This window comes from Mycolicibacterium sp. 624 (assembly GCF_040548615.1).
Taxonomy (GTDB): Bacteria; Actinomycetota; Actinomycetes; order Mycobacteriales; family Mycobacteriaceae; genus Mycobacterium.
Genome location: NZ_JBEPRZ010000003.1, coordinates 219,443 through 231,397 on the forward strand (window position 1 = coordinate 219,443; position 11,955 = coordinate 231,397).

11 protein-coding genes are annotated in these 11,955 nt (G+C 67.6%); 7 read left to right on the plus strand and 4 right to left on the minus strand.

Going from position 1 to position 11,955, the window contains the following annotated elements; all coding sequences use genetic code 11:
- Positions 1 to 53: 53 nt before the first annotated feature.
- From ABIA65_RS13945 to ABIA65_RS13955, 3 genes are read left to right on the plus strand one after another with little or no spacing between them, the layout of a single operon-like run.
- Positions 54 to 536: a carboxymuconolactone decarboxylase family protein gene (locus tag ABIA65_RS13945; RefSeq protein ID WP_241405183.1), complete on the plus strand. Its 483-nt coding sequence runs from the start codon at positions 54 to 56 to the stop codon at positions 534 to 536.
- A 21-nt stretch (positions 537 to 557) separates the two neighbouring features.
- Positions 558 to 1,898 carry a type I glutamate--ammonia ligase gene (locus ABIA65_RS13950; protein ID WP_354523905.1) on the plus strand — a complete coding sequence of 447 codons (1,341 nt, stop codon included), beginning with the start codon at positions 558 to 560 and terminating at the stop codon, positions 1,896 to 1,898.
- Positions 1,899 to 3,020 carry an amidohydrolase family protein gene (locus ABIA65_RS13955; protein ID WP_354523906.1) on the plus strand — a complete coding sequence of 374 codons (1,122 nt, stop codon included), beginning with the start codon at positions 1,899 to 1,901 and terminating at the stop codon, positions 3,018 to 3,020.
- On the opposite strand, the gene ABIA65_RS13960 is transcribed toward ABIA65_RS13955, so the two are convergent.
- The 4 genes from ABIA65_RS13960 to ABIA65_RS13975 all read right to left on the minus strand — a co-directional run bounded on the left by ABIA65_RS13960 (position 2,946) and on the right by ABIA65_RS13975 (position 7,564).
- Complete coding sequence (locus tag ABIA65_RS13960) at positions 2,946 to 4,334, minus strand: cytochrome P450 (RefSeq protein ID WP_354523907.1); 1,389 nt, start codon at positions 4,332 to 4,334, stop codon at positions 2,946 to 2,948. The genes ABIA65_RS13955 and ABIA65_RS13960 overlap by 75 nt on opposite strands.
- A gap of 21 nt (positions 4,335 to 4,355) precedes the next feature.
- On the minus strand, positions 4,356 to 4,772 hold the full coding sequence (locus ABIA65_RS13965) for a nuclear transport factor 2 family protein (RefSeq protein ID WP_241405187.1): 417 nt from the start codon (positions 4,770 to 4,772) through the stop codon (positions 4,356 to 4,358).
- 16 nt (positions 4,773 to 4,788) lie between these two features.
- A complete protein-coding gene (locus ABIA65_RS13970) occupies positions 4,789 to 6,576 on the minus strand; it encodes an N-acyl-D-amino-acid deacylase family protein (protein ID WP_241405188.1) in 1,788 nt (595 codons plus the stop codon).
- A 64-nt stretch (positions 6,577 to 6,640) separates the two neighbouring features.
- Complete coding sequence (locus tag ABIA65_RS13975) at positions 6,641 to 7,564, minus strand: SDR family oxidoreductase (RefSeq protein WP_241405652.1); 924 nt, start codon at positions 7,562 to 7,564, stop codon at positions 6,641 to 6,643.
- 67 nt (positions 7,565 to 7,631) lie between these two features.
- On the opposite strand from ABIA65_RS13975, the gene ABIA65_RS13980 reads away from it, so the two are divergent.
- From ABIA65_RS13980 to ABIA65_RS13995, 4 genes are all read left to right on the plus strand, one after another.
- The gene (locus ABIA65_RS13980; protein WP_241405189.1) at positions 7,632 to 8,552 is read left to right on the plus strand and encodes a dienelactone hydrolase family protein; all 921 of its coding nucleotides are present in this window, start codon (positions 7,632 to 7,634) and stop codon (positions 8,550 to 8,552) included.
- 49 nt (positions 8,553 to 8,601) lie between these two features.
- A complete protein-coding gene (locus ABIA65_RS13985; RefSeq protein WP_354523908.1) occupies positions 8,602 to 9,024 on the plus strand; it encodes a hypothetical protein in 423 nt (140 codons plus the stop codon).
- Positions 9,025 to 9,135: 111 nt separating this feature from the next.
- Complete coding sequence (locus tag ABIA65_RS13990) at positions 9,136 to 10,572, plus strand: APC family permease (protein ID WP_354523909.1); 1,437 nt, start codon at positions 9,136 to 9,138, stop codon at positions 10,570 to 10,572.
- Entirely contained in the window at positions 10,572 to 11,915 is a 1,344-nt protein-coding gene (locus ABIA65_RS13995) for a glutamine synthetase family protein (RefSeq protein WP_354523910.1), read from the plus strand. Before ABIA65_RS13990 ends, ABIA65_RS13995 begins: the two co-directional genes overlap by 1 nt.
- Positions 11,916 to 11,955 lie beyond the last annotated feature (40 nt).

The window sequence follows — 11,955 nt, forward strand, 5'->3', positions numbered from 1 at the left end:
AGAAATAACTAGAACGTGTTCCAGAAATGGGCCATCGGGCGTACTCTTTCGCCATGAGCCGAATCGGAGACTTCGCCGACGACGACGCAGTGGCATGGGTGACCCGCTCACCTGACATCGGTACCGCGATGGCCGGTTACACACACGCCGTCTACAACCAGAACCGGTTGCCCATGCGGGTGCGTGAGCTTGCGCGCATGGTCATCGCACTGAACAACGAATGCGTTGTCTGCCAGAACACCCGGGACTCCGAGGGCATCGCCGCGGGTGTCGACGAGGATCTGTACGACAACGCCGGGGTGTGGCGAACCTGGCCCGGGTACAGCGACGCCGAGCGCGTTGCCGCCGAGTTCGCCGAGCGCTTCGCCTCTGATCACACCGGTTTGCGCGACGATGAGGACTTCTGGGACCGCGCTCACCAGCACTTCAGCGACGAACTGATCACCGATCTGGCCCTGTCGTGCGCGATGTGGCTGGGCATGGGCCGGATGCTGCGCACGCTGGATATCGGTCAGAGCTGCAAGATCACGCTGTAGCCCAACCGGCGGCGGTGCAGAATGGCTGCCATGGCGGCCATCGCGCAGCTTGCAGCCGACGGAGTCCTTGCACTGGTAGGGACGGTGGTCAATCCCGCCGGCCTGATCCACGCAAAGACGGTGCCGTTGGCCAAATCGGCGGCGTTCGTGCAGCCGGGGCTCGGCGCGAGCCCCGTGTGGCACGTCTTCGCGATAGACCAGCTCGGCGTCGTCACCGGTGACGCCATCGGCGTGGTCGGCGATCTGCGGGTCCGCATAGACCCCGACGCGGTGCGCGTGCTCGGCGACGGATTGGCCTGGGCGCCAGGGAATTTCTTCCACCAGGACGGCTCACCAGATCCGCTGTGCAGCCGTGGCACCCTGCACCGTGTCCAGCAGCGACTTACCGCGGCCGGGTTCGAGGCGCTCGTCGGCCACGAGATCGAATTCGTCCTGGTGGGGCCTGACGGTGCCCGGCTGCCGTCCACGCTGTGGGCGCAGTACGGTGTGGCCGGCGTGCTCGAGCACGAGGGTTTCGTCCGTGACGTGATCGAGGCGGCCGCCGCATCGGGCATTGTGCTCGAACAACTCCATCCCGAGTACGGCGCCAATCAGTTCGAGATCTCGCTGGCGCCACTCGCCCCCGTCGCGGCCGCCGATCAACTGATGGCGATGCGTATCGTGATCGGACGGGTGGCCCGCAAGTACGGTGTGCGAGCCTGCCTCTCCCCAGTTCCGTTCGCGGGCAGCGTCGGATCCGGTGCTCACCAACATCTCTCGCTCATCGCAGACGGCGAGCCCACCTTCTCGGGAGGTACGGGGCCCAGGGGTATGACACCGGCCGGTGCATCGGCCATTGCCGGGCTGCTGGCGGGTCTGCCCGCCGCCCAGGGCGTGCTGAGTGGCTCGATCCTGTCCGGTCTCCGGATGCGCCCTGGCCTCTGGTCGGGGGCACACGTCTGCTGGGGAACCGAGAACCGGGAAGCCGCCATGCGGTTCGTCGCCGGTGGTGATGCGAATCCCCATGGCGCCAACGTCGAGGTGAAGGCCGTCGACCCGTCGGCGAATCCGTACTTCGCCACGGCAGCCATCCTCGGGCTCGCCCTCGACGGTATTGAGCGCGACCTCTCGCTGCCGCCCGAGGTCACCGTCAACCCGTCGTTGCTGAGCGCGGCGGAGCGGGAAGCCGTTGGCATGACAGCACTCCCGAGTGATCAGATCGAGGTGATCGACGCACTCGCCGGGTCGGAGCTCGTCCGGGGGATTCTCGGGAGCTCCGCGGTTGACGCGATCGTCGCGGTGCGGCGATATGAGCACGACACATATGCGGACCTCACCGACGACGAGCTGACGGCCAGGTTCCGGATGTCCTGGAGTGTGTAGATGATTCGTTCGTCGGATCACGTGCTGGCAGACCACATCGAATCCGTGCGCTTGATCGACCATCATGTGCACGGCTTCTGGCTGGAGTCCGGCGACCGCAGCCGCTTCGAGAGCGGCCTCAGTGAGGGCAACGCCAACCCCATGGCCGACTTCGGGTCCGCATTCGACACGCAGCTCGGATTCGCACTGCGTGCCCACTGCGCCCCTCTGCTGGGGCTGGCGCGCCACGTCGATGCGGACACCTACTGGGACCATCGCAGCGGGTACGACGACATCGAGTTGGCGCGCGTGTTCCTGGGTGCAGCGGGGGTCTCGGATTGGCTCGTCGACACCGGACTCTCCTCGGGTGTCGCGGAACCCGCACTGGTGTCGGAGGTCTCGGGTGCACGCGCACACGAAGTGCTGCGGCTCGAGACGCTCGCGCAGGACGCCGCGCACATGAGCGGTGACTACGCCGCGGTCTTCGAGGAGCTGCTGCACACGCGCGGCGCGGCGGCGATCGCGACGAAGTCGATCCTGGCCTATCGCGGCGGTTTCGTCGGAGACCTGTCGGATCCGTCGGCGGCCAGCGTGCGCGAGGCCGCCGCACGCTGGCGCGACGAGGGCGGCACCCGCCTCACCGATCGGGTGCTACTGCGTTTCGGCCTGCATCAGGCCCTCCGGCTGGGCAAGCCACTGCAGTTTCACGTCGGGTTCGGGGATCGGGACTGCGATCTGGCTCGCGCGAACCCGCTGCACCTGCGCGACTTCCTGTGCACAGCGGGAGACACCCCGGTCATGCTGCTGCACTGCTATCCGTTCGAGCGCGAGGCCGGCTATCTGGCTCAGGCGTTCAACAACGTGTACCTCGACGGCGGCCTGTCTATCAATTTCCTCGGAGCGCGGGCCAGGGACTTCATCGGCCGCCTGCTCGAGCTGGCCCCGTTCCACAAGATTCTGTACTCGTCGGATGGATACGGCCCACCGGAACTGCACTATCTCGGTGCACGCCTGTGGCGCAACGGCATCCGGGACGTGGTCACGGAGTTCGTGCAGGCCGACGAGTGGTCAGTGGGCGATGCCATGCGGGTGGTCGAGTTGATCGCGTCCACTAACGCTCGACGGGTCTACGGCCTGGGCTGAGCCGACCTCGTGGATCGCCCGAACCGTGACACGGGCCCCGCGGTGCGGTACCAGGATCACCGCCTTGACGCGCTGCCGCTCGCCGACCGCCGCCGTCGTCGTCGCGAACTCGACTCGACGGAGCACCTCGCGCAACACGATCCGCATCTCGGTCAGCGCGAACGTCGCACCGAGGCAGCGGCGGTTGCCGCCACCGAACGGCAGCCACGTGGTCGGACCGAGCGTTGCGCCCACCATGCGGTCGGGATCGAAGCGCTCCGGGTCGGGATACAACTCGGCGTTGGCGTGGACAAGCCCGATACCCGGGGCCACCATCACCCCTGCGGGCAACCGATATCCGGCGACGACCGTCGGTGCCTGCAGCACCCGGCCCACGTCGAAGACCACCGGCCGGATTCGGAGGACCTCCTTGCCCACGGCGTCGAGGTACTCGTCGCCCGCGGGATCTCCTGCCGCGCTGGCGTGGGCCGCCCGAACCGCCTTTGCCAGGACATCGGGGTGGCGGGTGAGTCGCTCCAACGTCCACGACAATGCGGTGGCGGTGGTGTCGTGCCCCGCCACCAACAGCGTCATCAGTTGGTCGCGCAGTTCCCTGTCGGTCATCACCCCCGAACGGATCATCACGGCCAGTGCATCGCTGCGCTCGCCGAGGTGCCGATCGGCGCGCCGGTCGGCGATCTCGGCGTACAACAGGCGATCGGCCTCGGCGATATGTCCGCGCACCGCTCGCCAGGGTCGGCGTCGCTGCAGCTTCGGGTTGGCGACCGCCAACGTCTGCCAGGCGCTCAACGTGAGCAGTTTGGGCATGACAGCGCGTAACTCGGTCAGCCGTACTGGATCGCTCGCGCCGATGACCGTTCGCAGAATCACCTCGAGCGTGAGCCGTGACATGTGCGGTGCCACCGCGAACTCGGTACCGATCGGCCAGGATGCGATGTTCTCGGCCGCGAGTTCGGCCATCACCCCCGCTTGGCGTGCCACCGCGTCACGGTGAAACGGCGCCATCACGAGCTTGCGCCGTTCGCGGTGCACATCGTCGTCGACGACGAGCACGGAGCTGGATCCGAGCAGCCCGGCCAACATCGAGTTCGCCTCGCCTGCATGGAAGATGCTGGGATCTCCCGCGAAGACCGTCTTGAGGTCGGTCGGATCGTCGACGTAGACCAGCGTTCCGATCCCGGCGATCCGGAGTGTGAAAACCCTGCCGTAACGACGTCGGCAGCCAGCGACGAACCGCGGCCAGAACCTCAGCATGAGTCCGGCTTGCACCAGCCTGGGCAGGGGCGGCCCGGGCGGCAGCGACGAAGCGCTCATACCGCCAGCATATGCTCCTGGTTAGACCTCACCGGTCGCGTCGTACACCCAGGACATGTCGGCGTTCGCGAAGTCCTCAAGCCATGTCGGGGGAGCGTGGTTGGCCAGGGCGCCCATATCCCAGTAGTCCTTCCACACCGTGATCTTGTCGTTCTCGACCCGGTGCACGGTGACGAACTTCAGCACCGCGGATTCACCTGTGCTCCAATGCCATTCCTCATGATGCTCGTACATCGCGTCGTGACCGTTCTCAACGAGCAGGCCGTCGAAGTTCTCGTAGGACGCGAGCGGTTCCAGGCCGATCTTGAGCCGCTTGACGATGTCATCGGGCCCCTTGGCGGCCGCCGCGGGCCCCACCGGCACGTCGAGATAGATGCAGTCGTCGGAGAGGAAGCCCTTGAGGCTCTCCCAGTCCCGCGCCGACAGCGCCTTCCACATTCCAAGAACGGTATCCTCAACTGACACTGGCGAACTCGTCTTTCTGCTTGGGGAGAGCGGGGGAGTTGTGGGCGGCGCGCAGGAATCGGCCCGTGCGCTGGTTGCCGACCAGATCGGTGGCCTGGCCGGCGACGAAAACGGCTCGCCCGCCGACGAACACCGCCGTGACGGTCTCATCGTTGCGGTTGACCATCCGTGAGAGGTCGCCGTACTGGTCGACGGGATCCTCCGCGTAGCCGTCGAGGGAGTGGTCGAGGCGCTCGGGATCGATGATGGCGATGTCAGCGCGGTCGCCGACGCGCAGGTGCCCCGCGTCAAGGCGGTACCAGTCGGCGAGTTCGCCGGTGAGTCTGTGCACCGCGGCCTCGACGGTCATGAACGGCGTACCCGCCCGCTGCGCATCGTGGACGTGCCGCAGCAGCCGCAGGCCCATGTTGTAGAAGGCCATGTTCCGCAGGTGGGCGCCTGCGTCGGAGAAGCCCATCTGGATGCCGGGGTCGCGCGCCAGCTTCTTGAGCACCTTGGGCCGGTGATTGGAGATCGTGGTGCGCCACCGCAGATCCGTGCCGTGCTCGAGGACCAGGTCGAGGAACGCGTCGACCGGATGCAGTCCGCGGGCGTCAGCGACCTCGCCGAACGTCTTGCCGACAACCGACGCGTCGGGGCAGGCCACGATGTCGGCGTCGTAGAAGTCGCGCTGCCAGACCCGCACGCCGAGCTTGTTCTCGTAGTCCTTGCGGAACTGACGCCGGTAGGCCTCGTCGCGCATGAGTTCGTTGCGTTCCACCTCTTCGGCCAGATGCAGCGCGGCGGCACCGGCGCCGAACTCCTCGAACACCACCAGGTCGATACCGTCGGCGTAGACCTCGAACGGCACGGGCAGGTGCTGCCACCGGAAGTTGCCGCCGAGCAGGTTCACCGCGCGCGCCAGCGGGCCCATCATGTGGATCGCGTAGGGGTTGGACTTCACGTCGGCCGCCGACAGCAGGCTGGTCTTGAGCGGATTGCGGAAGATGCCGAGCGACTGCGCCACCTGGGAGGCCAGGTTGAGCGGGTTGGAGATGTCCGGTCCGGACTGCATGACCCGGCCCGCCCGCCGCAGCAGCGACTTCAGCCTGCGCAGCTCGCGGGGCTTGGCGTAGGTGGAGGGCAGCGTGCGCGACCGGCAGACTTCGCCGTCGATCTTGTCGAACAGCAATTGCATCGACGACATACCGACGAAGCCGGCCCGCAGCGCCTCGCCGAGCATCTCCTCCATGCGCGCCAGTTCCTGCCGGGTCGGCTGGTCGTCCTTGCGGGTGGCCCGGTCCAGGCCCATCACTGCGGTTCGCATGTCGGAGTGGCCGATGAACGCGGCGAGGTTCGGGCCCAGCGGGCGCGCCTCGAGTGCCTCGATGTACTCGTCACAGGTGGTCCACGTCTTGTTGCCGTCGACCGCGCCGATGACGTGCTCGCGCGGGATGGCCTCGACCCGGCCGAACAGATCGCCTGCCTCGGTGCCGTCGACGTGAATGGTCGACAGCGAGCACGAACCGAGCATGACGGTGGTGACGCCGTGTCGCAGCGACTCGGCCAGAGCGGGACCGTTGAGCACCTCGACGTCGTAGTGGGTGTGGATGTCGAGCATCCCGGGCAGCACCCACTTGCCGGTCGCGTCGATCACCTGCGGGCAGCCCGTCGGGTCGAGTTCATCGGTGGTGATCACCACGACGTGACCGTCGCGGATACCGAGGTTGCGCACCGCTGACGCGGCGCCGGTTCCATCGAACCAGCGGCCGTTGCGGATGATCGTGTCGTAGGTCACCCCGTCATAGAACCGTCCCCGGCCAGCGGTGTCAACGAAATCGTGAACAGATTCTGAAATTTGTCTACTGGACCGACCAGGCGTCGGGCATTCGCCCGTCGGTATCGGTGAAGCGATACTCGCGCGCCAGTTCTGCCGAGCTCACCGACCGCAGGTTCCAGCGGGCACGGTCGGGGTCCGCGGCGATCGCGGCGATACCGCGGCCCAGGTATCGAGGCGTCTCCGATTCCGCGAAGGGCGGCGGTGCGACCGAGTGGCCGTCGGTGCGTTCCGGGTCCATCGCCGCCTGCCAGTCACTCTCGCTGACGCCGTAGTTGTCCAGCATCATCTCCGACCGCAGCCACCCCGGAGTCACTGAGACCGCGGTCGCCCCGTACGGCGCCAGATCGTGCCCCTGGCTGAACGCCAACCGGTTCGCGGCGACCTTCGCCAGGTCGTAGAACGCCGAGATGCGGTAGTGATTCGCGTTGAACTCCGCCGTACCGTCGGTCACCTCGACCAGCAGACCACCGGGTCGCGACACCAGCAGCGGCAGCAGACAGTGCGAGGTGATCAGGTGGGTGTCGATGCCCAGGCGCAGGATGCGCAGTCCATCGGCGAGGTCGTGCTCCCACAGCGGCCGGTTCCACGATGACGGCGACCCCTTGAGGACCTCCGCGCCCCATATGGAGTTGACCAGTACATCGATGGCGCCATGGTCCGTGCGCACCCGGTCGGCCAGCGCGCGCACCTGGTCGGGCTCGAGATGATCAACGGCGACCGCGATGCCGACACCGCCGAGGTCGGTGACCAACTGGGCGGTCTCCTCGATGGTCTCGGGCCGGTCGTAGTCCGACTGCAGCAGGCCCGACGCACTGCTGCGCCCGGTGCAGATCACCGTCGCGCCGGCCTCACCGAGAGCAGCGGCGATACCCCTGCCGGCCCCACGGGTGGCCCCTGCGACCACGGCGACGCGGCCCCGGAGGTCTGGTGGAACATGCTGCGACATCCACCCAGTATTGGTGTTGTGGCGCTTCGCCAGCGGCACTTCCGCATACGCGGGCATACTCGCGATGGTGACCCCGCTGCAGCGGTACATCGCCGAGGAGATCGCCACCGATCACGTTGACGGTCTGCTGTCCAGACGGGAGGCGCTGCGGCGCCTCGCGCTGATCGGTGTCGGCACCGCCGCGGCCACCGCGCTGATCACCGCGTGCGGGCAGTCACGCGAGCAGGACACGGCCCCGACCAGTGACTCCGCCACGAGCCCGACGACCGCGCCCGGCGGTGCTTCGCCACCCGGTGCGGAGACCGCGGTCGCAGGTGAGCCCATCACCTGGGCCGGACCCCAGGGCGACCTGCAGGGTGTCTGGGCACCGGCACAGAATCCCAGGGGCGGCGTGCTCGTCATCCACGAGAACAAGGGGCTCACCGACTGGGCCCGGTCGGTCGCGGGGCGGCTGGCGGGGATCGGGTACTCGGCCCTGGCCATCGACCTACTCTCTGCCCAGGGTGGGACCGCCACCTTCACCGACCCCGCCGAGGCCACCGCGGCGCTGAGCACGATCCCGCCCGCGGAGTTCGTGGCCAATCTGAAGTCCGGTGTCGCCGAGGTGGCCCGGCGCGCACCGGGCGTCAAACTCGCCGCGGTCGGGTTCTGCATGGGCGGCGGCCTGGTTTGGCAGCTGCTCGCATCCGGTGAGCCACGGCTCTCAGCGGCTGTCCCGTTCTACGGCCCGCTGCCCGATGGCGCTGACTTCGGCGGCTCCCGCGATGTCGCGGTACTGGGCTTCTACGCAGAGAAGGACGCCCGGGTCAACGCGACGAGGGAGGCGGCGGAGCAGGCGCTCACCAGGGCCGGTCTGGTGCACGAGTTGGTCATGGAGCCTGGCGCCGACCATGCGTTCTTCAACGACACGGGGCCGCGGTACGACCCGGCGGCGGCCGCTGATGCGTGGCAGCGTCTGCAAGATTGGTTCACCCGGTACGTCGGCTAGTCCCGTCCATCGACGACGAATGGGTCCTGCGGTGACCTAGGATCCGAGCATGGTTCGACGGGCTGACGTGACGTTGGCGAGCGTGCTCGGGGCGGTTTTGGCCGCAGCGTTCGCGATGGTGACCGCGTCCGCACCCGCCACGGCCGAGCCGGAATCACCACCCTGTGCGTTCGCGCTGACCCCGCCGCGTCTGGTGGATGTGTCGGGCACCCCGATGGTGACGGCGTCGGTGAACCCGGCCGGTTGCTCGGTCGCGGCCGAGCCGACGTCATCGGTCGCCTGCGTGCAGATGGAGGGCAGTTCCGCGGTACAGCAGTGCGCCTCAACCGAGGGGCCCGGCACCGCGAAGGTCTTCTACGGTCCGTACCGGCCCGGTGCCACCTATGTGGCGACGGGTCGTGGCTGCGCGTCGACGGGCAATCCACCCCGATCGCTGTGCCAGACCGCGGGCCCGCTGACCGCCACGCTGTAGCCCCTGCGGCGTTTCGATCACGGTGACTCCAGATATGGTCGCGGCCATCCACCGAGCCCTATCGTCCCTCTAGTCGCCGGCACTCGGCGCCATGAAGGGGCGGGTACAAGCATGTCCGAAACCATTGCTGCAACAGATGATTTGGGCATCCCCGAGAGACCGGACCGCAAGCTGCGGGGCCGCCTCGGCGTCGCCTCCATAGTCTTCATGGTGGTCGCAGCGGCCGCGCCGCTTGGGGTTATCGGTGGTGTCGTGCCGCTGGGCATCGCCTCGGGCAACGGCACCGGCTTCCCCGCGACCTTCATCGTGGCCACCGCCGTATTCCTGTTGTTCGCGGTCGGTTTCACCGCGATGACGCCCTTCGTCGAGGAGGCCGGGGCGTTCTTCTCCTATGTGCGCACGTCGCTGGGCGCACCGACCGGCATCGGCATAGCCTTTGTCGCGATCGTCACCTACGTCGCCCTCGAGGCCGGCGTCTATGGCCTGCTGGGCCTCGCGGGATCGAGCGTCGTCGAATTGTTCGGCGGCCCCGCGGTGCCGTGGTGGTCGGTCGCGGTGGTCACCTTCGCGGTGACGACCTACCTCGGCTACCGCAGCATCGAACTGTCAAGCAAGGTGCTCGGCATCCTGCTGACGGCCGAGATCGCGATCGTCGCCGTCCTCGATCTGGTGATCGTCGTACAGGGCGGTGACAGCGGATTGTCCACCGGCATAGTCGATCCCCAGGCCATCCTGTCCGGATCGCTGGGCATCGGCCTGCTCTTCGCGATCATCAGCTACGTCGGCTTCGAGGCGACCGCAGTGTTCCGCGACGAGGTACGCGACCCCGAGCGCACCATCCCGCGTGCGACGTATGTGTCACTGGTGCTGATCGGCGTCTTCTACGCCATCACGAGTTGGGCGTTCATCTCGGGCTGGGGCGACGAGGAGGCCGTTCGCAGGGCCACCGACGAGGGCGCGACATTCCTCGGCGACACCGCCCAGCGCTACCTCGGCGTCGTCGGCGCAGACCTCGTCACGGTGCTGTACTTCACGAGCCTGTTCGCGTGCATCCTCGCGTTCCACAACGTCGCGTCGCGGTACGTCTTCGCGCTGTCCGCGCGCGACGTCCTACCGGCGACGCTGAGTAGGCCGCACCACCGGCACGGCTCGCCGCACCGGGCGTCGCTGTGGATCTCCGGCGTCGTCGCGGTCGGCATCCTGGCCGCGGTGGTGTTCGGACTCGACCCCGCGGCGCAGTTCTACACCTGGTTCGCCGGTGTGACGACGGTCGGCGTGATCATCCTGATGGTCACGACCACCGTCGCGGTGCTGGTGTTCTTCGCCCGTGATCGAAAGGGCCACTCCCAGTGGCGCGTTCGCATCGCGCCGGCGCTGGGTCTGGTCGGCCTCGTCGCCGCCCTCGGCCTGATCCTGGCCAACCTCAGCGATCTGGTCGGTGGTTCCAGCGTGCTCGCGTGGATCATCGTGGGCCTGCTCGCCGTCGCGTTCGCCGCGGGCTTCGTCATCGGTGCCCGGGTCCCGGACAAGTCAGACCAGGTCGCCTAATGACACAGATCATTGACGGACGATCCGCGGCGACCGCCCCCGAACTCGAATTGCTGCGGGGGCTCGAGGACGGGTCTCTTGGCGAGATCGAAGTGGCCTGGAGTGACGCGTTCGGTCACGCCGCGGGCAAGCGAATCCCGGCGCGGGGCTTCCTCGAGCGTGCCAGGAGCAGCGGGTTCGCGTTCTGCGAGGCCGCGCTCGGCTGGAACACCGACGGCACCGTCATCGACTCGCTGCGGCTGACCAACTGGGACAGCGGTTATCCCGATGTGCTGGCAGTGCCCGATCTCGCGACGTTCCGGCCGTTGCCGTGGCGTCCCGGCGTCGGCCACGTCGTGTCCGATGTCGTGCGGCACGACCGGCAGCCCTCACCGCTGGATCCGCGCGGCGTGCTCAAACGGGTGCTGGCTCGACTCCTCGCGCTGGGTTACACCGCCAAGGTCGGGGTGGAACTCGAGTTCTACCTGCTGAATCCGGACGGGTCGCCGTTCCAGGAGGACATTCACGCCTACTCGCTGGAGAACGCCAACGCCCTCGATCCGATCCTGACCGACCTGCACGAGACCCTGGGCGCATTCACCAGGCTCGAGGGCATCCAGACCGAGTACGGGCCGGGCCAGGTCGAGACCAATCTGATCTACACCGATGCGCTGGAGGCCGCCGACGACAGTGCGCGGCTGAAGTACGCGGCCAAGGAGGTGGCGCGCAGGCACGGCAAGATCGCCAGCTTCATGCCCAAACCCTTCTCCGAGCATTCGGGAAGCTCTGCACACCTGCATATCTCGCTGTGGCGGGACGGCCAGCCCGCGTTCGGGTCCGACGATGGCAACGAGAACGACGTCGCCCTGCACGCGATCGCAGGCCTGCTCGAACATCTGCCGTCGATAACCCTGTTCGGTGCACACTCGGTGAACGCCTACCGCCGGTTCGTGCCCGACTCGTTTGCGCCTGCCACCGTCACCTGGAGTCGCGACAACCGCAGCGCCGCGGTGCGGTCACTGATTGAGTCGACACCCGAGGGCAATCGCATCGAACTGCGGACGGGCGGCTCGGACGCCAACCCCTACTGGCTCACCGCGTCGGCACTCGCAGCCGTGGTCGCCGGACTTGAGGCGGCCAGGAGGCCACCGTTGGCCGAGGGCGGAAACCTGTACGGCAGTGGGACTCCACTGCCGGAATCCCTTGGTGTGGCCGTTGCGCTGGCCACCAGGAACGACACGATCGCCGACATCCTGGGCGCCGCGTCGGTACATGACTTCGCGGCGATCGCCAGCAGTGAGTGGATCGAGTACAACGGCCACGTCAGCGACTGGGAACGCCAGCGCTACCTGACGCGATCGTGAGCCGCCCAGCGAATCGTTCCCCGCTTTCGGTGAGGAGAGA